This window comes from Bacillota bacterium (genome assembly GCA_040757085.1).
Classification (GTDB): domain Bacteria; phylum Bacillota; class Sulfobacillia; order JACIYH01; family JACIYH01; genus JACIYH01.
Genome location: JBFLXJ010000028.1, coordinates 1 through 24,629, shown reverse-complemented (window position 1 = coordinate 24,629; position 24,629 = coordinate 1). Strand labels below are relative to the sequence as shown.

At 65.1% G+C, this 24,629-nt stretch carries 23 protein-coding genes; 7 read left to right on the top strand and 16 right to left on the bottom strand.

Annotated elements, in window-relative coordinates; genetic code table 11:
* Positions 1-30: 30 nt before the first annotated feature.
* From AB1446_10810 to mraZ, 4 genes are read right to left on the bottom strand one after another with little or no spacing between them, the layout of a single operon-like run.
* Positions 31-2,004: a penicillin-binding transpeptidase domain-containing protein gene (locus tag AB1446_10810; protein ID MEW6547382.1), complete on the bottom strand. Its 1,974-nt coding sequence runs from the start codon at positions 2,002-2,004 to the stop codon at positions 31-33.
* 23 nt (positions 2,005-2,027) lie between these two features.
* Positions 2,028-2,615, bottom strand: coding sequence for a cell division protein FtsL (locus AB1446_10805; protein ID MEW6547381.1), 588 nt, complete (start codon positions 2,613-2,615; stop codon positions 2,028-2,030).
* Positions 2,616-2,637: 22 nt separating this feature from the next.
* Positions 2,638-3,564, bottom strand: a complete 927-nt coding sequence (gene rsmH, locus AB1446_10800) for a 16S rRNA (cytosine(1402)-N(4))-methyltransferase RsmH (protein MEW6547380.1) — start codon at positions 3,562-3,564, stop codon at positions 2,638-2,640.
* The gene (mraZ, locus tag AB1446_10795) at positions 3,564-4,016 is read right to left on the bottom strand and encodes a division/cell wall cluster transcriptional repressor MraZ (GenBank protein ID MEW6547379.1); all 453 of its coding nucleotides are present in this window, start codon (positions 4,014-4,016) and stop codon (positions 3,564-3,566) included. Before mraZ ends, rsmH begins: the two co-directional genes overlap by 1 nt.
* A gap of 219 nt (positions 4,017-4,235) precedes the next feature.
* Between mraZ and AB1446_10790 the strand changes: the two genes are divergently transcribed.
* The 4 genes from AB1446_10790 to AB1446_10775 all read left to right on the top strand — a co-directional run bounded on the left by AB1446_10790 (position 4,236) and on the right by AB1446_10775 (position 9,267).
* On the top strand, positions 4,236-5,573 hold the full coding sequence (locus tag AB1446_10790; protein MEW6547378.1) for a glycosyltransferase family 4 protein: 1,338 nt from the start codon (positions 4,236-4,238) through the stop codon (positions 5,571-5,573).
* A 4-nt stretch (positions 5,574-5,577) separates the two neighbouring features.
* Entirely contained in the window at positions 5,578-6,477 is a 900-nt protein-coding gene (locus AB1446_10785) for a glycosyltransferase (protein MEW6547377.1), read from the top strand.
* 99 nt (positions 6,478-6,576) lie between these two features.
* Positions 6,577-6,888, top strand: a complete 312-nt coding sequence (locus tag AB1446_10780) for a BON domain-containing protein (protein MEW6547376.1) — start codon at positions 6,577-6,579, stop codon at positions 6,886-6,888.
* 3 nt (positions 6,889-6,891) lie between these two features.
* Positions 6,892-9,267: a glycosyl transferase family 36 gene (locus AB1446_10775; protein MEW6547375.1), complete on the top strand. Its 2,376-nt coding sequence runs from the start codon at positions 6,892-6,894 to the stop codon at positions 9,265-9,267.
* 32 nt (positions 9,268-9,299) lie between these two features.
* Here the strand turns inward: AB1446_10775 and AB1446_10770 are convergent, their stop codons facing one another.
* From AB1446_10770 to AB1446_10720, 11 genes are all read right to left on the bottom strand, one after another.
* Positions 9,300-9,458: a hypothetical protein gene (locus tag AB1446_10770; GenBank protein ID MEW6547374.1), complete on the bottom strand. Its 159-nt coding sequence runs from the start codon at positions 9,456-9,458 to the stop codon at positions 9,300-9,302.
* A gap of 85 nt (positions 9,459-9,543) precedes the next feature.
* Entirely contained in the window at positions 9,544-10,578 is a 1,035-nt protein-coding gene (locus tag AB1446_10765; GenBank protein ID MEW6547373.1) for a GNAT family N-acetyltransferase, read from the bottom strand.
* Between the two features lie 52 nt (positions 10,579-10,630).
* On the bottom strand, positions 10,631-11,041 hold the full coding sequence (locus AB1446_10760; GenBank protein MEW6547372.1) for a nucleotidyltransferase domain-containing protein: 411 nt from the start codon (positions 11,039-11,041) through the stop codon (positions 10,631-10,633).
* A gap of 603 nt (positions 11,042-11,644) precedes the next feature.
* A complete protein-coding gene (locus tag AB1446_10755; protein MEW6547371.1) occupies positions 11,645-12,850 on the bottom strand; it encodes an FAD-binding protein in 1,206 nt (401 codons plus the stop codon).
* Positions 12,851-12,862: 12 nt separating this feature from the next.
* A complete protein-coding gene (locus AB1446_10750; protein MEW6547370.1) occupies positions 12,863-13,648 on the bottom strand; it encodes an electron transfer flavoprotein subunit beta/FixA family protein in 786 nt (261 codons plus the stop codon).
* A 72-nt stretch (positions 13,649-13,720) separates the two neighbouring features.
* The gene (locus AB1446_10745) at positions 13,721-14,899 is read right to left on the bottom strand and encodes a saccharopine dehydrogenase C-terminal domain-containing protein (GenBank protein ID MEW6547369.1); all 1,179 of its coding nucleotides are present in this window, start codon (positions 14,897-14,899) and stop codon (positions 13,721-13,723) included.
* A gap of 27 nt (positions 14,900-14,926) precedes the next feature.
* Positions 14,927-15,991 carry an alanine/ornithine racemase family PLP-dependent enzyme gene (locus tag AB1446_10740; protein ID MEW6547368.1) on the bottom strand — a complete coding sequence of 355 codons (1,065 nt, stop codon included), beginning with the start codon at positions 15,989-15,991 and terminating at the stop codon, positions 14,927-14,929.
* Positions 15,992-16,068: 77 nt separating this feature from the next.
* Positions 16,069-17,526, bottom strand: coding sequence for a trimethylamine methyltransferase family protein (locus AB1446_10735; GenBank protein ID MEW6547367.1), 1,458 nt, complete (start codon positions 17,524-17,526; stop codon positions 16,069-16,071).
* A gap of 26 nt (positions 17,527-17,552) precedes the next feature.
* On the bottom strand, positions 17,553-18,197 hold the full coding sequence (locus tag AB1446_10730) for a corrinoid protein (GenBank protein ID MEW6547366.1): 645 nt from the start codon (positions 18,195-18,197) through the stop codon (positions 17,553-17,555).
* A gap of 122 nt (positions 18,198-18,319) precedes the next feature.
* Entirely contained in the window at positions 18,320-19,885 is a 1,566-nt protein-coding gene (locus AB1446_10725) for an APC family permease (protein ID MEW6547365.1), read from the bottom strand.
* Between the two features lie 115 nt (positions 19,886-20,000).
* A complete protein-coding gene (locus AB1446_10720; protein MEW6547364.1) occupies positions 20,001-20,420 on the bottom strand; it encodes a hypothetical protein in 420 nt (139 codons plus the stop codon).
* A 360-nt stretch (positions 20,421-20,780) separates the two neighbouring features.
* On the opposite strand from AB1446_10720, the gene AB1446_10715 reads away from it, so the two are divergent.
* The 3 genes from AB1446_10715 (at position 20,781) to AB1446_10705 (ending at position 23,533) form a co-directional block, all read left to right on the top strand.
* Positions 20,781-21,704: an arginine deiminase family protein gene (locus tag AB1446_10715; protein MEW6547363.1), complete on the top strand. Its 924-nt coding sequence runs from the start codon at positions 20,781-20,783 to the stop codon at positions 21,702-21,704.
* A 127-nt stretch (positions 21,705-21,831) separates the two neighbouring features.
* A complete protein-coding gene (locus tag AB1446_10710) occupies positions 21,832-22,752 on the top strand; it encodes a phosphoesterase (GenBank protein MEW6547362.1) in 921 nt (306 codons plus the stop codon).
* A gap of 4 nt (positions 22,753-22,756) precedes the next feature.
* Positions 22,757-23,533, top strand: coding sequence for a hypothetical protein (locus AB1446_10705; protein ID MEW6547361.1), 777 nt, complete (start codon positions 22,757-22,759; stop codon positions 23,531-23,533).
* A 54-nt stretch (positions 23,534-23,587) separates the two neighbouring features.
* Here the strand turns inward: AB1446_10705 and AB1446_10700 are convergent, their stop codons facing one another.
* On the bottom strand, positions 23,588-24,388 hold the full coding sequence (locus AB1446_10700; GenBank protein ID MEW6547360.1) for a methyltetrahydrofolate cobalamin methyltransferase: 801 nt from the start codon (positions 24,386-24,388) through the stop codon (positions 23,588-23,590).
* Positions 24,389-24,629: the final 241 nt, after the last annotated feature.

Below are 24,629 nucleotides of genomic sequence, written 5' to 3'. Positions count from 1 at the left end.
GGCTTCGCCGGCCGCAGGCGAGGACACCAGCTAGGGGGGAGCAGGAGGCGGCGGGGCAAACTCCACCCGCACCAACCCGCCCCGGGGCAGGCTGGCACCGGGAGCGGGTTCTTGTTTCACGGCCCGACCCGTCCCCCGCGCCGCCATGCGCAGGCCGGCCTGCTCCAAACAGTAGGCAGCCGCCCGCATACTCATCCCCCGCACGTCCGGTACCGCCACCGTCCCCGAGGCCACGGCCCCAGCCGCCGTCGTCACCCGGGATCCCGCGCCGGTCGCGCCTGCACCCCCCTGCCGGACGGCCGGGGGGGCAACCGTGCCCTCAGGCGGGATCTCCAGGTAGCGGAAGGCATCAGCCATGATGGCGCTGAACACCGGCGCCGCCACCTGGCTGCCGTAATACTCTCCTTTGGGCTCATCCAGGACGACCAGGGTGAGCAGGCGCGGATCGGGCAGGGGCCCGAACCCCACGAAGGAACTGATGTACTTACCGGAGGCGATGCGGCCCTCCTCCACCTTCTGCGCCGTACCCGTCTTTCCTGCCAGCCGGTAACCTGCGATCCGGGCCGACTTACCGGTTCCCTTTTCCATCACCAGCTCCATGGCACGCACCAGTTCGCGAGCTGTCTCTTCGGAGATGACCCGCCGCACTCCCTTGTCCTCGTAGGACCGCACCAGTTCCCCGGAGGGGGTGCGGATTTCCTTCATCACGTGGGGAGTGGTCATCACGCCCCCGTTGGCGATGGCGGCGATGGCCCGGCAAAGTTGCAGGGGGGTGACGGTCAGCGTCTGGCCGAAGGCCATGGCCGCCAGGTCCACCGGTTTGCAATCCCGCTTGGGCAAGAGCAGGCCCTGTGCCTCCCCCGTACCCGCATCGGTCCCCGTGGGCTGGGTGAACCCGAACTCGTCCAGGTAACGGTAAAAGGCGTCCACGCCCACCCTCAGCCCCATCTGGATGAACGCCACGTTGCAGCTCTGGGCCACGGCTTCCTCGAAGGTAATGGCACCGTGGCCGCCATCCAGCCAGCAGGCAAAGGTGTGCCCGGGTACGGTGATGGAACCGCCGCAATAGAAACCGGAAGTGGGAGTGACCACCCCCGTTTCCAGCGCCGCAGCCGCGGTGATCGGCTTGAAGGTGGAACCGGGAGGGATAGTGTCCGAAACCACCGGGTTGCGGCGGTACGAGCCGGGGAAGTCCTGGTACCGGCCGGGATCAAAAGTAGGACGGCTGGCCAGGGCCAGGATCTCGCCATTCCCCGGATTCATCATCACCACGGCCCCGGCTTTGGCCTCGGTGCGGGCCATGGCTCGCTCAAGTTCCCGTTCGCATATGTACTGGAGCACCTGGTCGATGCTGAGCACCAGGTTGTTGCCGGGCACGGGCGGTTCGAACTGGCGCAGGGAATGGGGTATCTCCCGCCCCAGGGCATCCACCTCCACGACCACCCGGCCCGGCTTACCCCGCAACTCCTCGTCGTAGATGAGTTCCAGTCCCTCCAGCCCCACGTTGTCTATGCCCACAATACCGAGGAGATGGGCAGCCAGTTGCCCCTGAGGGTAAAAGCGCTGGGCTTCCTGGGTGAGCCCGATACCGCGCAGCTTGAGCCCCTTGATGGCGGTGGCCTCCTCCTCGCTGATGCGACGCTTAATCCATACATAAAAGGCGCGTTGCCGCAGCCTTTCCAGGACATCCTGGGGCGGAATACCGAGGACCCGGGACAGTTCACGGGCGGTCTTTTCCACGTCTTTGATTTCGGGTGGGATGGCGTACACCGAGTTTACGTCTACCGATATGGCCAGTTCCCGCCCCCGCCGGTCCAGGATGAGACCACGCCGGGCCTGTACCGGAATGTCGTTCATCCGCACCTGGAGGGCACGGCTCCTCAATTCTTCCCCCTTGACCACCTGCAGCCAGCCCAGGCGCCCGACCAGTACGGTGAAGCAAAGAAAGAAGGCAAAAAAGAGCACCACCAGTCGCCTGCGCAGGCTCAGAGGAGGACTGAACACTACCCTCTGCCCCCTCCCGGCCACTAGCGGGCGGGTCCGGCCAGCACTCCCTGTCCTTGTAGCAGGCCCGCCAGGAAGGAGAATACCTGTTCCAGCCAGGAGGCGGTCACCCGGGGCTCGGCCGCCTCGGCCAGGACGGAAGCGGGAGCCGGGATGGTCCTGGCAACCTCGACGGGCACCATTCCCAGTTTCTCCCTGGCCACCTGCTCCACCCGGGCCGGGGAACTAAGTCGCAGCACCCCCAGTTGCAGCCGTTCGTTCTCCGCCTGGAGGGCTTGCACTTCCTTCTGGAGGGCCAGGATGCGGTGTCCGGTGTCCAGGCAGGCCACGTGCAGGTACACCAGGGCCAGCGCAAGCAGTCCCACCAGCCCCACCAGAGCGGGTCCCAGCACCCAGACCGAGCCCAGCGCGCGCCCGACAGCGCGCGCTCGGGCCGCCCGGCGTACCAGGGGGGTAGCGCAGCGGGCCCGCGCCGCCCGCCGCGTTAGCGAGGTAGCTGCCCGCACCCCCCGTCGGAACTGCGGGATGGCGCACCCCGCCCTGACCGCTCGCCCTCGGGGGCGACCGTATCCCACCCACCGGCCGGTACAGGCCTCGTCGGCCATAACCATGCCTATTCCTCCCCTCCTTGCCCTATGCGGTGGTCGCTCCGCTGCCGGGCTCGGGCCGCCCGCCCTCGTCCCCAACCTGGAACCCCCGCAGCCTGGCACTGCGCGCGCGGGGGTTTGCCTCCACTTCTTCCGGCCCCGGCACGAGGGGGCGACGGGTGAGCACCGTACCCCGTCCCGCCCGTGCCAGGGCAAGGAATCGTCGCTTGACTATCCTGTCTTCCAGGGAATGAAATGCGATCACGCACACCCGCCCCCCCGGCCGGCAGGCAGCGACCGCCTGCTCGAGCCCCTGCTCGAGTTGCTCGAGTTCGCGGTTAACGGCTATCCGTAGGGCCTGGAAAGTGCGGCGGGCGGGATGTCCCCCGTGCCGCCGCGCCGGTGCCGGGATGGCATCCTTGATGATGGCCACTAGGTCCAGAGTGGTGCGGATGGGAGCTCTGGCCCGGGTCTCCACGATACGCCGGGCTATGCGCCGGGCCCACCGCTCCTCGCCGTAGTGGGATATGATGAAGGCCAGTTCCTCCTCGGGTAACCCGTTCACCAGATCCGCTGCAGTCAGGCTCTGCCGCCGGTCCATGCGCATGTCCAGCGGCCCCTGGTGCTGGTACGAGAATCCCCGCCCGGGATCGTCCAGGTGCCGCGAACATACCCCCAGGTCAAAGAGCACGCCGTCCACGGGACCGATGTTCTCCTCGGCCACCACCCACCCCAGGCGCGAAAACGGTTCCCGCCGCAGGCGCACCACGTCCCCCCAGGGAGCCAGCTGCCGGGCCGCCGCCTCGAGGGCTTCCCCATCCCAGTCGAGGCCGAGCAGGCGCCCCCGCCCACCGGCCTTCTCCAGGATGGCGCGGGCGTGACCGCCCTCGCCTACGGTGCAGTCCACGTACGTGCCCCCTTCTTTCACCTGCAGCAGCTCCAGAACCTGGGCCACCATCACCGGCCGGTGCACTACCGGCCTCCCTCCTCTGCCGGTTCCTCGGGAGCGAACAGGCTCTCCGCTATCTCCTCGTACTCCGCGTTCACCTGTTCTTCGAACGCCTCCCATCCCTGGCGGTCCCATATCTCCACGTGATCGGAAACCCCCGCCACCACCACCTCCCGGGTCAGTCCCGCGTAGGTGCGCAGGGCGGGGGAAATCAGGATGCGCCCCTGGGCATCGGGTGAACACTCGACGGCTCCCGCGAAGAAGTAGCGCTGGAAATTGCGGTTACGCGCCCGGGTGAAGGGAAGCTGGGCGAAGCGGCTCGAGATCGCCCGCCAGGTTTCCCACGGGTACACCCACAGGCACTTGTCCAGCCCCCGCGTCACCACCATGCGATCCCCCAGTTCGGTACGGAAGCGGGCGGGGATGGCCACCCGGCCCTTCTCGTCCATGTTGTGAACGTATTGTCCGAGAAACATACCCCGCCCCCCTTCCCCTCCGAACCGCGTGTCCGCGTTCCCCACTGTTCACCACTTTGACCCACTGCGCTTGTCCTATTCTCCACGCGTGCCTCAATTCCTCCTGCCCGGCAAGAATAAAGACATTCCCCCGCAAACGGGGTTGCCACAGGATAGGGAAATCGGACCCGGGATACCTTACACCAGGGTGGCCTCAGTCGGGACGGGGGAGGGAAATCCTTGTTTGCAAATCGCCCCCTGGTGTGCTACCTGAGCACGTTCCCGCCGCGACGTTGCGGCCTCGCCACCTTCGTCTCCAACCTGATGGCCGGCGTGCAAGCAGCGGGATGGGAAGGCAAGGTTATCGCCGTAAGCGACCACGCGGGAGCATACGATTACGGGGAACCGGTGATCGGGGAGATAAGGCAGGGCTACCCGGCCGACTACCGGGCGGCGGCCGATTTCCTCAACCGGGCAGGTTGCCCGGTGGTGAACCTTCACCACGAGTACGGCATCTTCGGAGGCGAAAACGGCCAGATGGTGCTGGAACTGGTGGATCGCCTGCAGAGGCCCCTGGTAGTCACCCTGCACACCGTGCTGTCCCGTCCTCTCCCGGGCCAGCGAGAAATCGTCCGCCGGCTGGCCGACCGGGCTGCGGCCCTGGTGGTGATGACCGACACCGGCCGCCAGTTGCTGGGTGAAGTGTACGGTATCGATCCCTCCCTGGTGCACGTGATCCCCCACGGCGTCCCCGCCGTTCGCGCCTGGAGCCGGCGCGAAATCAGGCGGCGCCTGGGACTCTCCGGAAGGCAGGTGCTCTGCACCTTCGGCCTCATCAACCCGGGCAAGGGCATCGAATACATGCTCCACGCCCTCCCCGGCATCGTCAGGCGCCACCCGCGGGTGCTGTACCTGGTTCTGGGGCAAACCCACCCCGTGGTGCGAAAACTATACGGGGAAAGCTATCGGGAGCACTTGCTCGGGGTGGTAGGGGAACTTGGGCTGACCGACCACGTCCGCTTCGTGGACGCCTACCTCACCGAGGCCGAACTCACCGATTACCTGCTCGCCTCCGACATCTACGTCACCCCGTATCTGGGCGCCGACCAGATTGTATCGGGCACCCTGGCCTACGCGCTGGGACTGGGAAAGGCTATCGTCTCCACGCCTTACCTGTACGCCCGGGAGCTGTTGGGCAACGGCAGGGGCCTGCTGGTGGAGTTCCGCAACCCCGAGGCCCTCGAACATGCCATCAACCGCATCCTGGGTTCCTTCCGACTGCGCCGCCAGTTGCAGCAACGGGCCATCACCTTGGGCATCACTATGACCTGGCCCCGCGTGGGTGCTCGCTACGCGAGCCTGTTCAGGGAGCTAACGGGAAGGAGCAAGGGATATGACCGCGTGCGCAAGCTTGCCGTCCCCTACCTTGCGCTGGGATCACCTTCAACGCCTGACGGACTGCACCGCCCTCATCCAGCACGCCATCTATTCCCTGCCGGACCTGGCCAGCGGATACACAACGGACGACAACAGCCGGGCTCTGACGCTTCTGATGAGAGTGCCAAACACGCGCGGTGATCCCGTGCTGCAGCCCCTGGCCCAGCGCTACCTGGCCTTCCTGGCATATGCCCAGATGCCAGGAGGGTGGTTCCACAACTTCATGGACTACACCCGGCGCTTCGTGGACGAAAAAGGATCGGAAGACTGCTTCGCCCGGGCCCTGGGAGCCTGCGTAGAGGTGATGACGAGCGACGACCGCAACCCTCCGGGCGGAAGCTATCTCCTGGCCAGGCGTCTCTGGGAACGGGCCCTCCCCCACGTGGGCCGGTTGCGTGCCCCACGGGCTCAGGCCTTGGCCCTCATCGCCCTGCAGCGGTATCAGGAAACTTCCCCCGAACCGGGGATCCAGACCCTCGCCGACCGGCTCGGGCACCACCTCCTGGCCGCTTACCGGGCCTCGGCCGCTCCGGGATGGCACTGGTTCGAGGAAACCATGACTTACAGCAACGGGGTTCTCCCCCAGGGCATGCTGGCCGCCTACCTGGTTACCGGTCGCCGCAAGTTCCTGCGGGCGGCCAGGGAAACCCTGGACTTCCTCAACGACTGCTGTTTCCGCCGTGGCTACCCCAAGCTGGTGGGAAACCGGCACTGGTATCGCCGCGGGGGTACGCCGGCGGAGTTCGACGAACAGCCCGTGGACGCCGCTCACCTGGCCGAGGTCAACATCCAGGCCTACCTGGTGACCGGGGCTTCCCGCTATCGAGAACTGGCCCGCCAGGCAGCAGCCTGGTTCCACGGGCACAACGAGCTGGGGGTATCCCTGGCGGACGCTACCACCGGCGGGTGCTACGACGGCCTCACGCCCGGCGGGGTGAACCTGAACCAGGGGGCAGAGTCCCTGCTCTCCTACCTCTGGGTGCAGGCCCTGATGCTGGAACTGGATGCGGCCCGGGATGCCGTCCCGGCCGCGGGAACCTCATAGCCCGTTCCCGCTGCGGGAAGGCCACAGGCTTTCCGAACTGGGATCAGCAGGCGCGGCGGCCGGCAGGTGCCGCCGCGCGCAGAAAAGGGGGGTTCTGAAGTGAAGCTGAGAGACGCCTTGCTGGCGCAAAGGGTGCACGAGGTGCTGGGGCAGATAGCGCCGTTGTCCGCAGCCCCCATCCGGGCCGTGGCCCAGGACGGCGTGGTGCACCTGCGGGGCTCGGTGGGCTCCGCCCGGGAAGCACGCCTGGCAGAAACCATCGTGTCGGGGCTGACCGGGGTGAGAAGGGTGGTTAACGAACTGCAGGTGAGGCCGGCCGCCGAGCCCGCCGCCTCCTATCCTGCTTCAGAAGGGGTATTCCACCCCGGCATCACCATGGCCCGGGACGATGAAGACAGCGTGGAGGTGTAAGGCGTGCCATACGGCAACTTTGCTCCCGATGGCCGGGAGTACGTGATCACCCGCCCCGAGACCCCCCGGCCCTGGGCAAATTACCTCACCAATGGGCACTACTGCGCCCTCATTTCCCAGACGGGTGGTGGCTATTCCTTCTTCGGAAGTTCCGGGTACCATCGCATCACCAGGGCCCACCCCGCCGACATGCTGGTTTCCGACAGGCCCGGTCGCTACATTTACCTGCGTGACGAAGACACCGGGGAAACCTGGTCGCTGGGCTGGCAGCCCGTACAGGCTCCTTACGACCGGTGGGAGTGCCGCCACGGGCTCGGTTACACCCACATCCATTGCCTGGCCCGGGAGATAGAGGCACAGGTAACCTTTTTCGTCCCCCGCGGGGATGACCTGGAGATCTGGTGGGTTAAGCTGGCCAACCGGTCGGCGCACGCCCGGAACCTGGGAGTATTCTCTTACCTGGAATGGGCGCTGGGGAGTTTCCCCTACGACCTGCTGGAGAGCACCTTTGCGTCCCTGTTCAAGCGCGTGGAATGGAGTGACAGCACCCTCCTGGCCGAAAACAGGCTGTGGGAAGTGGGCGCCCGGCCCGCCAAGCCCCACCTGCCCTGGCCGGCAGTGGCTTTCGCCTGCTCCAGCCTGCCCGTCACCAGCTTCGACGGCCTGCGGGCCGCCTTCGTGGGACCGGGCCGGTACCTGTCACGCCCGCTGGCCGTCGAGAGAGGACACTGCAGCAACTCCCAGGGACCCGGTCAGGACGCGATCGCCAGCCTGCACTCTTCCCTCAGACTGGAGCCGGGGGAAACCCGTGATTTCGTCATCCTGACCGGAGCCAGCCCCGACCGGGGGTCCGTCACCCATCTCACCCGGAAATACCTGGATCTCGATGAAGTACGGCGCGCGTATTCCCACGTGCGCGGTTACTGGGACGACTACGTGGGACGCCTTTGGGCCACCACCCCCGACCGGAACTTCGACCTGGCCCTTAACGTGTGGTCCAAGTACCAGTCGTGGGTGACCTTCCACTGGTCCCGCATGGTCTCCTATTACATCGGGGGCGGCTCCGTAATTGGCTTCCGGGACAGCTGCCAGGACCTGCTGGGCGTCCTGCCCATGGAACCGGAAGCGGCTGCCCGCAAGCTGCGCGAACTGTTGCGCCACCAGTTCCCCGACGGCGGTTGCCTGCACAACTGGGACCCCGTGTCCGACACCGGCCCCCGTACGGGGCATTCCGACGACGCCCTCTGGCCGGTGCTCGCCGTCATCTCCTACCTGAAGGAGACGGGCGACGTGGACTTCCTGCAGGAAGTGGTGCCCTTTTACGGTGGTGGCGAAGGCACCGTGCACGACCACCTGCAGCGTTCCCTGGAGTATACCCTGGGCCGGGTGAGCCCGCGGGGCATACCCCTGATGGGAGCGGCGGACTGGAACGACGGCCTCGACCAGGTGGGCATCGAGGGCCGGGGAGAAAGCGTCATGACCGCGGAATTCCTGGTGTGGATGCTCCGGGAGATGGCTGCGCTCGAGGACACCCTGGGGAACCGTGAGCCGGCACAGAGGTACCGGGCACGGGCAGAAGAGGTCTCGCGCCTGGTGAACGAGCACTGCTGGGATGGCCAATGGTACATCCGGGGCACCACCGACCGGGGGGAGGCATTCGGAAGCCACCTCAACCGGTGGGGCCGCATCTACGTCAACGCGCAGACCTGGGCCGTCCTCAGCGACCTGGCCCCTCCGGACCGAGCGCTGACCGCCATGGATTCCGTCTGGAAGCACCTGGATACTCCCTACGGACCGGCCCTCTTCCTACCGGCATACCAGGAACCCGACCCGTCCCTGGGCATCATCACCATGTTCGCGCCGGGCACCAAGGAAAACGGCGCCATCTTCAACCACCCCGTCACCTGGGCCATCCTGGCAGAAGCGAAAATCGGCCGCGGTGACCGGGCCTACGAGTGGTTCCGCAAGAGTTCGTTCATGAACTCCTCTGCGGACCAGGACCGCTACCTGGCAGAACCCTACGTGTACGCCGAATACGTGCACGGCCCGGATTCACCCTGGTTCGGCCGGGGGGAGTTCACCTGGACTACCGGTACGGCCGCCTGGGCCCAGATCGCCGGGTACCAGGGCATCCTGGGTGCCCGGCCCGAACTGGAAGGCCTGCGCATAGATCCTGCCATCCCCCCCGAATGGGACGGCTTCCAGTTGCGCCGGTCATTCCGCCGTGCCACCTACCTCATAGAAGTCGACAATCCCGGACACGTCAGCCACGGCGTGCGCAAGGTCTACCTGGACGGTGATGAGTTGCCCACCAACCTCCTGCCGCCCCTGGAGGACGGCAAGGAACACCAGGTGCGCGTCATCATGGGGCCCGCCTGATCATCCCGGGCGGAACGGGGAGCAGCCCCGGATCAGAGGCGGGAGAGCACACCGGCCAAGTCCTCCAGTTCCCGCTCGGCCACGTAGAAAGCGGTGGAGATGCGGCAGCAGGGGGGCTCGGGTACGGTACGGAAGCGCGTCGTAAATCGGGCGGCCGCGGCGTCATAGTCGCCGCGAGCCAGAGCCTCCATGAAGAGGGCGGCTGCCTCTTCCGGGACGCCCGGTGCCAGTGGTGGTGGCTGTCTCTCCGTCGCGCGAACACGGCGGCACCTCTGCCTACGGGCAAGCTCTGCGGGCTCTTTCCAGCCAGGTAGAGATGATGCGGTCGACCACGAAGCCGTTGCGCAGGTACAGGCGAACCGCCCGCTCGTTGGTGTCAATCACGGTGAGGCGAATGCACCTGACCTGCCGCCGCCGCAGGGTCTCTATAGCCCTGGCCAGCGCCTGCCGCCCGTAACCGCGGCCCCACCGATCGGGCAAGACGCCCAGACCGAGGATCTCTCCCTCGCCGCCCTTCACTTCCAGCTCCAGCACGCAGACGGGTTCTCCGTCGGCATACCCCAACTGGAGCAGGTCCGTGCCCATGCTCTCGCGGAACACATCCAGGGCCTGTTCTTCGTTGAAGGTGGCCCCGTTGGGGGTCACCGAGAAGGCCGCATTGTGGACGTCCAGAAAGTGAACAAGGCGGTCCCGGTCAACGGGCACGAAGCACAACCCCGCACCCGGACCAGCTTCGCGCGCTTCGGTTCGCACGCGCTCGGCTCCCGGGCGTGGAGGTCGGGGGCCTTCAACCGCAAGGTGTGCAGGATCCGGCCTTCCGGCTTCCGAACGCTTGCGGGCAGGCGCTGCGGCCAACTCCCCCGCATATCTCATTTCCAGCGCCCGGTACACCACCTGGAAACCGGCCCTCTCCGCCTCGCCCACCAGGTCACGGTGCCTTTCGGGGATGCCCAGCTTCACCACCTGGTGCGGGACGTCACGTACCAGGCCGAGCGCCGTTTCCACCATTTCGGTGAAGAGTGCGGCCTGCGACGGTTCCAGGTACAGCCCGGCCAGGTACACCACACCCTGGCTGGCGGCTTCCCTGGTGACGACGCCGAGGCATCCCACCACCGTCTCCGCCGCGCCTGTGGGGCCGGGCAGCCACACGCTGATGTGCTGGCGGCCGCCTTCGAACGCAGGTCCCGTGTAGTAGTCGACCATCTCAGCCCGGGTCCGGAACGACGGGTGGGGATCCAGGGTGGAGATGAACCGGTATAGCCTGTCTACCTGTGCTTCTCCCAGTTCGCTCAAACTCAGGTACCGGCGCAACACCCAACCCTCCGCGCAGGTGCTATTCTCAAACTACAGCGGCTGTGCCAATTCATGGCCCCGTACGCCTATCACCCTCGCCCACTGTGACTGCTTCCCTGGGACTCTCACCGCGCGCGGCACGAATCTTCAGGAACGAGGCTGACTGACTATGCCTCCGCGCAGGCCCGCAGGACCGGGCGGCTCCGATGCTCACCGCTCGGTCGCGTTCCCAAGCCCAACAGCTCGGCCAGATCACCGGTTTGCTCCCGGGCTTCACGGCTACAAGCGTCTCGCGCTTGTTCGTAATACGCGGGAGTACCACCAAAAGATCAACGTCGCTGTCCGGGCTCGCATCGCCGCGCGCCTGAGAACCGAAAAGGAGTATCTGCAGAGGCTGAAAACCGGCGACAAGACGTTCCACGATTTCAGGAACCCAGTCCGTAGCCGTTCTCCCCCCATCGCTCCCCGCACGCCGCTTCATGTCCCCACCACCCGAGATTCGGCACCGGTATTCTACCACGCAACCCCAGGAAGTACCAACTGCCAGGTTGCCGGCCCCAGGGCCTTATCCCCCGGGGAAAGCCCATCAGATCCTGAAACAGAGTGAGGTCATCCTGTGCGACATCAGAGGAGATGGGCCGGCGCTCGGAATTCTCAAGCAGGCCTGGCACGACTCTTCCAACCCTGCTGGGAGGATCACGGGACCTGATGGCCCTGCTACGAATGGGCCCCTTTTCCATGCAGCGCGTGGCCGAGCGCGGGACGGCACTGGAGGTGGATTACCGCCGCATTAAGCACCTGAGCAACGTAGTTGAAAAGCTGGGCGGGATCCTCCCGGTCGGCGCCCTCAGACACGCCCGCAACTGGGTACGGTGCATCAGGCACTGGACGAACGCCAGCGGGGAAAACCTCAAGAGCCTGCTCCTCTTTGTGGCCCGGGAGTACGGGGGGATCAGGGTCCGGGCGAAGCCGCCCATCGAGTTTCCCGAGTATCGGAATTCCACCCCGTATCGGGAAAGTGGTGGCGGGGTCTGGGAGAGTACCTCGCGGCACAGCCTCCTGACCCGGGCATGCCCGCAGTGGATCACCCCTTACCCTTTCGCAAAGCTCCCACCAGCGCCGGCACCACCTCGAACAGATCACCCACGATGCCGTAGTTGGCCACCTTGAAAATGGGAGCCTGGGGGTTCTTGTTGATGGCCACGATCACGTCCGCGGAACTCATGCCCGCCAGGTGCTGGATGGCCCCCGAAATCCCCACCGCAATGTACACCTTGGGCGCCACCGTCTTCCCCGTCTGCCCCACTTGGTGGTAGTAGGGAATCCAGCCCGCGTCCACCGCCGCCCGCGAGGCACCCACCGCTCCCCCCAGCAGGCGCGCCAGCTCGAACAGGAGCGAAAAACTCTCGGGACCCCCCAGACCCCGCCCTCCCGCCACGATGATGTCCGCATCCTCCAGCTTTACGGTCTCGGTAACCTCTTCGGCATATTCCAGCAACCGCGTGCGGCAAAGAAGCCGCGACCCGTCCACCGGGAAAGAGACAATCTCCCCCCGCCGGCCCGGGTCGGGAGCCAGGGGACGGAACACCCGCGGACGGGCAGTGGCCATCTGGGGCCGGTGGCGCGGGCAGATCACCACGGCCATGAGATTACCACCAAACGCCGGCCGGGTCTGCACCAGCAGCCGGCGCTCGGGATCGATATCCAGCCCCGTGCAGTCCGCCGTCAACCCCGTGCCCAGCCTGGCCGCCAGCCGGGGCGCCAGGGACCGCCCCAGAGCCGTGGCCCCGAAAAGAAAGATCTCCGGTTTGCGTTCCCACACCAGATCCGCCAGGGCAGCAGCCACCGGCTCCTCCCGCAGATCAGAAAGGGCAGGATCCTCCACCACCAGCACCTGGTCAGCCCCACGGGCAACCAGCTCCCCCGCCAGGGGAGCAACCCCCTCCCCCACCAGCACAGCACTCACCGCCGCACCCAACCGCCCAGCCAGCTGGCGCGCCTGCCCCAGCAACTCGTACACCACCGGGGCCACCCGGCCCCGACGATGCTCCACAAACACCCACACCCCCTGACCCTCCGCAGCCTCGCCCCGCTCGGGCTCGTGCACGACGATGGCCTCAACCGGACACACGGAGAGACAGGCCCGACACAGGTTGCACCCTTCACCAATGTAAGCAGTCCCTTCCCGCATGCTGATGGCACCGGTGGGACACACGCCCAGGCACGATTCGCAGCCGGTGCACCGGTCGGCCAGTACCTCAATCAGATTGACAAATCCCTCTGGACCCAACAACAGCACCCCCTAAAGTACACCCGCCGATTGCAGCCGCGAAAGCAGCACCTCTGCCACTTCTTCAGGGGAACCCTCCAGCAACTCACCCCGCCGCTCCACCTGGGGCACGAATATCTTCTCCACCATCGTGGGAGAACCGCGCAGCCCCACCTCCTCCTCCGAAAGGCCCACGTCGGCAGGAGTCCACACCGGGATGGTGGCCCGCCGCGCCTTCATGATCCCCTTCAGGGAAGGAATGCGGGGCTGGTTGATGTCCTTCACCACCGTGATCAGGCCCGGCAACGACATCTCCACCGTCTCCACAGCTCCCTCCACCATGCGCTCCACCACAGCCCGACCGGGTTCCAGTTCCCTGATCTTGCGCACGTAAGTCACGTGCGGTATGCCCAGCAGCTCCGCCACCTCCGGACCCACCTGGGCGGTATCCCCGTCGATGGCCTGCTTGCCGCAGATGATGAGGTCGTAAGGCTCCAGCTTGCGGATGGCCCCCGCCAGCGCCCGCGAGGTGGCCAGGGTGTCCGCCCCCGCAAAAGCACGGTCGGAAAGGAGGACGGCCTCATCCGCCCCCACCGCAATGGCATCCTGCAGAGCCTCCCGCGCCTGGGGCGGACCCATGCTCACCACCACCACCTGCCCCCCCAGGCGCTCCCTGATCAGCACCCCTTCCTCAAGGGCATAGGTGTCAAACGGGTTGATGATGCCCTTGACCCCTTCCCTGATCAGCGTGTTGGTCTCCGGGTTGATGCGCACCTCCGTGCTCTCGGGAACCTGCTTGATGAGAACGATGATCTTCACCACGGATCACCTCCCGCCCGCAAGGCGCCAGAATTGACACCATCGGCAACAGCCGAAGATGGATGAACAGGCTCAGACCCCCTCCTGCTCCTCCTGGCAATCTTCCTTGATGACGATGTTCCGCCTGGCAAGCTCCTCCCGCAACTCTTCATAAAGGGCAGCATCCGAGAACACCCGCTCCAGCGGCGCTACACCCCGCGAGCCAATCCGGCCCCGCAGAATCATCCCGATCAGGACCGAGCAGGTGTAGCCGGTAGTGCGGGCCATGGAGGTAACGCCGGTCTCCCGGTCGTAGAAGTCCACCATTTCAAACGCCCAGGCAACCCTTTTGTGCCCCTTTTCGCCCCGCACCACTACCCGGAGAACCGTGACGTCAGCCTCATCGCCCTGGCTGAGGAGCGGCGAGAGCAGTGCTCCCGTGAAACGACGCGGGATCACCTTCGCGCCATCCACAGTCACGGGCTGCTGGGAAAAAAACCCGCACTGCCGCAAGAAAAGAACCTTGTCCCGGTGCCCGGGATACCGGACGGTCTTTTCCGCCAGCTCCCGAAAACCCATGTCCAGGCCGGTCCGCGCCAGCGTGCCGAGCCCGTAGGTGTAAAATGCCTCGCAGCGACCCACCGGTTCGGGGAACACCAGCTCCTCCAGGCCGTCCAGTGCTTCGGCCTCCACCAGGGAGCCACCCTTGATGATCGGAGCCGGCGCGACGTACTCGTCGATCACGGTATCCATAGAGAAGACCAGCCGGTATTCCAGCGGCGGACGAGGTTGCATCGGCAACCCGCCCACATATATGACCCCCTCGAGCGGGCGGTCAAGCCGGGCGGCACCCTGGCCCACCAGGGCATTGGTCAGCCCCGGCGCTACCCCGCAGCCGGGCAAAAGAGTCACCCCCGCCCGGAGAGCGTCGTCATGATATTCGAAGATGTCAAACCCCTCCGCAGAACCGGTAAGGTCCGCGAGAGGAACCCCGGCCTCAATTGCCGCCTCTGTGACCTGACGCACGGCTGCCACAGGGTAGGCGCCTGCCACCACATCTGCCTCGCGCATGGCCTCGACCAGTGCGCGCCGGTCCCAGATATCGAGCACTTTCCCCTCGCACCGGGCGGGGTCGGTAAGCCGACCCGCCTCGGCCACCCGCGCGGGATCGATATCCGCCACCACCACCCGCCGGGCGATCTCGTACTTGAGCAAGTCGCTTGCTATGGCCGGACCCATGAGACCTGCTCCCAGCACCAGTACAGTAGCCATGCGTGTTGTCTCCCCCCAACTCCCTGTTTAGGGCACAGCTTTTCCCGTTTCGCCTGTGAACTCCTTGACCACACATGGGCTCTGCATGGCATACAGCAGAGCCCCGTAATTGCACCGGAAACGGATTTCCTGCCCGACGGAAAGAGGAACCTCCGAGGCCGTAGCGTCCAGGATAACGTGGTCACTGCTAGCCGCCAGTACCCGGAGCCCCGGGATGCGGGGTTCAATCCCCTCCACGTATACGTCCTGCCGGCCGAGCGCACATATGGCACGGAGCATAGGCCCGCGGTCTTCGAAGACGGGACGCCGGCCAAACGCGTCAAGGCCAACTTCTCCCTCCGGCAGCGAGGGCTTCCACTTCAACTCGATCACAGGCGCCAGCAGGTCGAAGGCGTCGTGGCGTGCCCCCGGTATGGGATCGTCCCAGGTGTTGTAGTCCCCGAGCCAGATAGCGGAACCCACCCGGAAGTGATTGATCCCCGGCGGCACGGTCCCCTCGATGAGCATGGGAATGGCGGTGCTGCTCCCCCCCGATACCAGTTCCAACCGGTGGCCCAGCCTGTCCTCCACGTCCCGGGCCAGCTCCGCAAGCAAACCCATGTTGGACGGGCTTGGCAACACACCGCTCACGCAACCCACATTCATCCCGAGACCGTAAAGCGCCACGCCCTTCATCCCCAGGACAGCCCGTGCTGCCTCGAGCACGTCGCCGGGCATGAGCCCCTCCCGGCGGTCGCCCACGTCCACCATGAGGACGACCCTGTGAGTGCGCCCCTGCGCCTCCGCCGCCGAGGCGAGAGCCCGCACGACCTCCACCTCGGAGTGGTAGCTGACGTCGGCCAACCAGAGGACTTCGGGGATTTCCGCGGGAGAGGGCGCCCTTATCAGGTGAAATTCCGCCCTTATCCCCGCCGCCCGCATCTTCAGGATGTTCTGGAGCCGCGAGTCTCCCAGCATACCCACACCCGCAGACAGCACCTGCCGGACTATGGCCGGTTCGCCGAGAACCCCCTTGGTAACCCCCGTGAGCCGGATCCCCCGCGACGCACAAAGCTCCATAATGAGCCGGGCGTTGTGCCGTATGGCTTCCAGATTAATCAGCAGCCGCGCTATCGCTGATCACCCCCTCGCCATGGCCCGACCCCGGGATCGGTGGCCGGCAAACCCCTTCAGCATCCGGGAACAAAGGGCAGAGAAGAACAGCCGCGGGCAGCCATCACCCGGCGCATGGCTTCGTCCAGGCCGGAAGCCCGATCGGGTTCCAGCCCCCTCGGCTGGTGCTCGGCCAGAATCCGCTGCACCTGTTCACGGGCCCTGGCCAGGGCGCCGGTACCACCCTTTTGTTCCCAACCCTTGCGATCCAGCCGGTCGATGACCGGACCGGGCAGGTATGCCTCTTTTTTGAACCAGCGCCGCGTGTGTGCCTGGGACAGGTACTCTCCGCCCGGCCCGAGTTCCATTATGAGCCGGGTGGCCAGCGTCTCCGACGACACCTCTACACCCCGAAGCAGCCGCTGCACCATTCCGCACACCTCAGCGTCGATGACGAGCTTCTCGCAGCTCTGCGTGCCCACGAAATCCAGAGCGCCGGCCCCCGCGATGAGGTTCACGCGGGCGAGGGCAGCCAGCAACCCGCTCAGGGCAGTCTCCAGGCCAGCCTGGGCATCCACCAGCTTGGAGTCGCTCAACCCCGCATAGGTGTGGGTGGGCAGACCGTAGTACTTGCCCATCTGGGCGGTGGCCACCGCGATCATGGTTGCTTCCACGGCGCTGAGGGGTGTCGTACCGTACCTCATGTCAAACTGCACCGGCGCACCTCCCCACACCAGGCGGGCACCCGGCCTGACCGTCTGGGCCAGCACCACGCCGCTCAGCGTCTCTGCAGTGTGGATCACTACGCTGCCGGCTAGGGTGGCCGGGGAGGCTGCTCCCGGCATGGGCATGGAGACAAACTCGATGGGCAGCCCTGCGGACGCACCATCCATCACGTTGGCGGCACCGATGGCAGTCCACTTCAGGGGTGGAGACGGGCATACATCGAACACCGCGCACGGGGCATCTTCCACCTGGCCGCCCGTGACGGCATCCAGGAGCGATCTCATGTCCCACAGACCGTGCTCGCTGAAGGCCCCGGTGATGACGGGCTTGGCCGAGTTCTTGAGGACCAGGTACAGGCGGTAAGTGTCGGCCAGCGTCTTGGGTGCCTCGCCGGCCACCACCGCAGTGGACTGCAGTTCCACCTGGGGGAGCGCGTCGGCAACCCGGACCAGCCGGACCAGGTCCTCGGCAACGGACGAACGGGCGGAACCATCCTCCTGGTAACGGATGGCACAGGAACCCGTGGCGAAGTGAACCTCATCGCCACCCACCCGCACCGCCGGGTTGCCGTCCCTGTCGTGAAGGATAAAGGACGAGGGACAGGTTTTCAATGCATTCTCTACCAGGGACCGGGGAAACCTGACCCTCCGTGAAGCAAAGTCCACCAGGGCTCCTTTACTGGCCAGATGCTCCAGTGCTCGGGGGTAGTCGATGAACACCCCGCACTCCTGCAGGACCGTGATGGCGGCCTCGTGAATTTCCGCTATCTCGCTGTCGGAAAGGACCCGAAGAACTGCTGCCTCGCTCACCTGCGTCACCTCCAAGAAAATGCAACCTACCGGTGCCCGCCTACCAGGCCGAGGGCTACCTCCACCGCTTCCGCGGCGTTGGGGGCGTATCCGTCGGCCCCGATCTCAGCCGCCCACTGCGCGGTTACCGGTGCACCACCCACCATAACTCTGACGCAGGACCGCAAACCCGCCTGCTCGAGTGCCTCGATGACCACCTTCTGCTCCATCATGGTGGTGGTGAGCAGGGCACTCAGACCTACGATGCTCGGCTGGAGCTCCTGCACGGCCCGGACGAACCTGTCGGCAGGTACGTCCTTACCCAAATCGTGGACCTCGAAGCCGGCGGTCTTCATCATGGCCCCCACGATGTTCTTCCCTAGGTCGTGGAGGTCTCCCTTTACCGTCCCGATCACCACGCGCTGACCGGCCCTTTGCTGACCGCTCGCAAGCAGCACGGGCTCGACCGCTTCGCCACACTTTCTGAAGATGTCAGCCGCAGCCACAACTTCAGGCAGGAACGCCTCTCCCCTGTTCCACCTCTGCCCCAGCTCGGCCATGGCTGCGGCCATGGCATCGAGGATGGCACGGGGATCGACGCCGCTGTCCAGCAACCTCCTTGTGACGTCCAGAGCAGCGGTTTCGTCGGCTTCTAGCAATGCTTCCCCCAGGCGAGCCAGCAGCTCGCTCATATCCGTCCCCTCCCGTCATTGTCCAGTCACACATCTCCTGCATGCAAGCGCGGGTGGCGCCCTCCCGGCAGAGGTTCCCACAGCCGGTCTTACCGGAAGAGCCGCCACCCGCTGCACAAGCTTTATTCGGGCGGGATCTCCGCGTAGATCCGCGCCAGATCAACGCCCTCCTTGAGGTTGCGCTGCTGCGACCACATGTACAGAGCCGTGATCACGAAAATGGTCACGCAGAACGCTACCTGGGGACCGGTTCCCAGCGGGGAGATCGCGAAGGCCACCAGGAACCACCCTATGCCGGTGGTGAGCGCCCCCAGCCAGGAGATGGCAGGGACACCCAGGATCTCGCCCCGAACGGGCGACAACTCGTAAATGTCCGGGCGCTTGAAGGGCAGCATGACGGCACTCAGGCCAAACGCCCAGAAGAGGAAGTAGGCGGACACGTCGAGCATGCCCAGGACCGTCTGGATTCCGTACACGTTCAGGAAGATGGCCAGCACGCCCAGCACTCCCGCCAGGTGGGTGGCCACGGTGGGCACGCCCCTCTTGTTCACCGCCGCGAACTGCTTAGGCAGCTGCCGGTCAAAGCTCATGGCAAACAGGATGCGCGCAGTCACTACCACCGAGGGCAAAGCCGTGTTATAAAACCACAGTGTCACAAGGAGCATGACAACCACGGCCAGCCACGGGTTGGGTAGCAGGGACCCCAGGAACAACGGAAGCGAGGGCCGAGACACCGGCATGATCGACTTCAACACATCGGGGTGCTGGTCGTGCAGGAAGACGTACGCCGGAATGAACCCGCTGGCGGCGTACGGGTGCCATGCCGACCAGGCTATGATCACGTACATGAGCACGGTCGCCAGGAAACCACCGATAATGCCCCGGAAGAGACTGCGGTGAGGACTCTTGACCTCGCCCGCCACCATGGTCACCATTTCCATGCCTGAATACGCCCAGAACACCACGAGTAACATGCTGATGGTGGAAGGCCACGAGAAGGCGGGCGGCGACCACCCGTTCGCCTTGGCCGCGTCTATCACCGCCTGGAACACCCCGGGTCCCCAGGTACGGTCAAACGCGGCCCGCGCGTCCCCGACCAGCCAGCCGGCCAGCACCAGGACGATCGTGGCGGCCAGCGGGAGCGCGAAGCTCAGCCGCATGAGCCACTTGACCGCGCGCAGGCTGATCAGGGAAAACCACCAGAACAAGAGGGTGATGATTACCGACAGGATCGTGCGCCCGGCGGTAGTGGCCACCCACTCACCGGCCCTGACGACTTCCTCCATGTGGCCCGCCTGGCCAGCCAGGGTCAGGCATGAACTGAGTACGCCGGTACCGACCCAGGACATGATGCCAACCGTCATCCCGCACGATATGGCGTACATGAAGTTGGTGACATACGCCACCGAAGGATCCACCAGGCGGCTGATGCAGACGTACGGGCCGCCCGACCTGGGCATGACCCGCATCATGGTGGCCAGGGCAAGCACCACCGGGAAAATGATGATGCCCCCCAGGAGAAAACTGAGCATGGGGTTGGCACCGGGATAGTCGTTCGCCGAAGCCACCATGTAGTACATCAGCCCGCTCGCCGTGGGACAGGCGATCGACCAGATCACTACGTCAGCGGCTGTCAGTTCGCGTACCAACCCCGAGGCCTTTCTCATGAACACCAACCGTTCGGACACGCTTTCGCCTCCCTTGGGGCTCCTAGTAATGGTCCTCACCGCACCCGTCCATCCCGAGATCTGCCCGACCGCGAACCATAAAGCCGCCTCTGTCGCCTGACCGGTTCTCACCTCCCTACCACTCGCTCCACACCGCGACGCGCTCCTTAACCCGGAACCCTCGCTTTTTCATTTGCCCAGCGAAGTAGGGCCGGGGCAGTGCAAGCTCAACGGGCTTCGCCCCCCCTTGGGGGGTAACGCCGTGGGCCATGGCTATGGCCATGATGGAGGCGTGCCAACCCGACGGTGCCGTGGACGTCCCGCCCGCGGCGGTGAACGCCTCCAGGGTTCCCAGCAGGGGGAACTCTACCTCCCCGTACTCGCTGAAGGGGGGAACCTCGACCAGCTTTCCGTCCCGGAGGAATATCGCCCTCCCGCGGTACTCATTTGTCAGACCCGCGATGTTGAAGGTCAGCGCATAATCCCACGGCGGGCCGGGGTTCTGGACAAGGCCGGCGTGGTCGGTGACGTCTAGGGCATCCCTGGCGCCCCCCACCAAGCACTGCGTACCGGTAACCCACTCCGCCCACCGCCTCCGGCAGAAAATCGTCAGCAGCCCAGCTCCTCCTCCCGTCCCCCGCAGACCATGGTGGCCATTTCCACCACATCCCTGGTTTGGAACCCAAAACTTTGCACCCGGCGCCGCCACGTACTCACCCCTCTTACGTCAGGGGACAAATTTCGCCCGTCGGCCTTGCATTGTATACGATATTTGTGTACACTCCCGGTAGGCATTATACAACCCGCAGGAAGTACTGGTCAAGCACGAGATTTTTGCACGAGGTTTTTGCTGTATGGGGTCCATCACATCCCTCGACTGCAACGGGCCTCTGCCCGAGTCAGGAGGCGATCCCACATGACATTCGCAGGCCACCGGGACAACTGCAGAATGGTGGCGGGTACGAGGCGACTATGGGGGGCTCAATCGCCCGTTGCCCCGCTGCGCAGGGCTCTCGTGCGTCCCCCCTGCTGGTCGCCGGCCCAGGCTTTGCAGGAGGACCTCGGCCCCTGGGGTTTCACCTCGCCACCGGATCTGGCGGCCGCTGGGGAGGAACACGCCGCTCTGGTCGCCATCCTGCGCAAGGCAGGTGTCCAGGTCCACGAGTGCCGCGAACCCGCCCCCGCCCTGTACGATTCGGTTTTCGCCGGCGACTGGGCACTGGTGACTGACGCCGGTGCGGTGGTCCTTCGCCCCGGGAAGCCGGTCCGCACAGAAGAGGCCGATCTAGCAGAAAGGGCATTTGCGCAGGCAGGGGTGCCCGTCCTGCACCGCATGCGGGGGCCGGGTACTGCAGAAGGGGGCGACCTGCTCTGGTTGCGCCCCGATACGCTGCTGGCGGGACGGTCCTACCGGACCAGCGCAGACGGGGTCCAGGAGTTGCGTTCCGTACTGGAACCCCTCGGGGTAAGGGTCCTTCCGGTGCCGGTCGCCCACTGGAAGGGACCCGGATCGGTGATGCACCTCTTATCCGTTATCAGCATGATCGACTACGACCTGGCTGTCGTCTATCCCCCACTCATGGCGGTGGAGGCAGTCGAGATGCTGCGCGCGAACGGTGTAGAACTCATCGAAGTGGATGACGAGGAGTTCCTCACTCAGGGGTGCAACATACTGGCCCTGGCCCCCCGCCGCTGCGTGGTCATGGCAGGGAACCCCCGCGTGAGGAAACAACTCGAGAAGCGGGGCGTCGAGGTTCATGAGTTCCCGGGCAGGGAACTCGGGTTAAACATGGGGGGCGGGCCAACCTGTCTGGTGCAGGCCGTCCTGAGAGATTACTGACCGCAAGGGGGGATGGAACCGCAGGGGCTTAAACAGCAGCGCGGCTAAGGAACGATCCAGCTGGGCGCGGAGCCAAAGACTGACAAGGGAGGGAAGGACGCTGGCCAGGATATTCTTCGCCGTCGATGTGCACGGCAGCGTAGGGGTATGGCAAAAGTGGCTCAAGGTCCCCGAGTTCTACAAGGCAGACGTGATCATGCTCTGCGGGGACCTCACGGGTAAAGGCCTGGTACCACTGGTGCAGGAGAAGCAGGGGTACGTCTGCAGCTTTTACGGCCGCAGGCAGCTACTCAGAAACGAGCGCGACATCACCCGCATGGAACAGCAGATCTCCATGACTGGCATGTACCCCTTGCGTTGTACCCAGGAAGAAGTCAGCCGGCTTCAGAATGACCCCAAGCACCTGGAAGAGGTCATGCGGGAGCAAATGGTCGCCCGCATGGAGCAGTGGATGGAGCAACTGGTGAGCCGGGTCACCCCGCGTAAGGTAACGGTGATGGTCATGCCGGGTAATGACGACGACCCGGTGATCGATGACGTGATCAAGAAGTACCGCGATGCCGGCGTGGTCTGGCCACTTGATGGACCGGTAGAGGTAGCAGGATTTCAGGTTGCCAGCCTCGCCCACGTTAACCCCACGCCGTGGAACACCCCCCGTGAGGGCACCGAGGAAGAACTGCAAGAACTTATAGATGAACAGGTGGGCCAGCTAGACGATCCCCGGCGTGCCATATTCAACTTCCATGCCCCTCCGTACGGAACCGCCCTCGACCTGGCACCCAAGCTCCGTCCGGACCTGACGCCGGTCATGGGCCCGGGTGGCGTAGAAACAGTGCACGTGGGCAGTAAGGCGGTGGCGGACGCCATCCGGAAGTACCGCCCCCTCATCGGCCTGCACGGCCACATTCACGAGTCCGCCGCCCACGATCTCATCGAGGGGGTACCCGTAGTCAACCCCGGCTCCGAGTATGGCGAGAACGTGCTGCGCGGCGTCATAGTCGAAACCACGCGGGACGGAATACAGCGTTTCTGGAGGGTGGAGGGATGAGACAGTGAGCGAAGAAGCCCGAGCCCAAGAACAGAAGCTGGTAGAACTGGGATTGGGCCTGGTAGAGGCAGCTCGCGAAAAGGGCGTTACCCTGCGCCTTCTCGGGGCAGTCGCATTCCGCGTCCACTGCCCCGCATTCAAACACCTGGAATACCAGGTGGGCCGATGGCTGTCGGACCTAGATTTCGCAGCCTACGCCCGGGACCTTGACAAGCTGGAGAAAATCTTCACCCAGCAGGGGTTTGTCGAAGACGAGCGGGTAAAGACCCTGCACGGCATGGAGCGGCGTGTCTTCAACCACGAATCGGGCTGGCATGCCGACGTGTTCGTCGATCGCCTGCGGTTCTGTCACGACGTAAACTTCCGCGGCCGTCTGGAGCAGGATTATCCCACCATCCCCCTGGCGGAATTGCTTCTGGAAAAGCTGCAGATCGTTGCGTTCGAGCCCAAGGATGCGGTGGACACGTTCGTGCTCCTGCGCGAGCACCCGGTGGGGGAAGGGGATCGAGAAACAGTCAACGCCCCACTCATCGCCCGCATATGCGGCGACGATTGGGGCTTCTGGAAAACCGTCAACCTGAACCTGGACCGGATGGAAGAATATGCCCGCAGTCTCAAACTCCAGGTCACCGAGGAAGACCGCCGTGATGTGTTGGATAAGATATCGCTCCTGCGCAAGCACATCCAGGACGAGCCCAAATCCCTGAAGTGGCGCATGCGCGCCCGCCTGGGGACGCGGGTCCCCTGGTATAGGGAGGTCGAGGAGTTGTCCCGCCAGTAGGGCGCCGGGCGGAGTACGGGCGCAGGCCCGGGGCCCCCGGGCCTCACGTCGTCGTCAGTTCGCAGCCAGCTTACCTTCCCGGTAAGCGCGCAGATACCTGCTGCAGTACGGATCCCTTCCCAGGACCGCTTCTGCTGCCCTGAGAAGGGCCATAAGCTTGTCGTCCAGGGGGTCCAAAATCACCGCATCGAGCCCGGCCGCCATGGCGGCCACCAAGAAGGCCCGGTTCAGCAAGCGGCGCTCGGGCAGGCCGAAGGACACGTTGCTGAGCCCACAGATGGCGTGTACGCCGGGGTATTGCTGCCGCAAGGCCCGAATGGCATCGAGCACTGCCAGGCCCGCACGGAAGTCGGTGCTCACGGGCCTGACCAGCGGGTCCAGGTATATGTCCTCTGCGGGTATTCCCGCCGAAAGCAGATCCTCCACGAGCCTGCTGCCCTTGGCCACCGCCTCCTCGCCTGAAGCCGGCATACCAGCATCATCCATACACAGCGCCACCACCCCGCAGCCGAACTGTTTCACCACGGGCAACAACTGCTGGAAGCGGGTGCGCTCCCCGGTTATCGAATTCACCAGGGCCTTACCACGGTGTACCTCCAGGGCAGCCCTTATGGCAATCGGGTTGGGACTGTCTACGCACAGGGGGACCTGTACAGCATGCTGAACCACCGTAACCAACCACCGCAGCAATTCAGGCTCCTCGGAAACGAAAGTGCCCGCGTTGACGTCTACGAAATTCGCGCCCGCCTCCACCTGCCGACGCGCCTCCCGCGCGATCGCCTCGCCGTCGCGCCGCGCCACCATCTCGGCCACGCCCTTGCGACTCGTGTTTATCCTTTCCCCCACTACCAGCACGGAACCCCCCCTTTTTCGATGCCATACACGTGGAGGATTGTATACAATTGTTGTATCCAGTGCCTGAGGCATTATACTCAACCTGGAACCACCGCGTCAAGGACACCCCCTCATCACTGTTATCGGTCTGTGATATTGTCACCCTCTAAGCGGACTGAGAAAATGTCACCATGAGAGGAGACATTTTCTTGAATCGGAAGGAATCGAAAAGGCTCTACGTGATGGAACAGGTGCTCCAGGG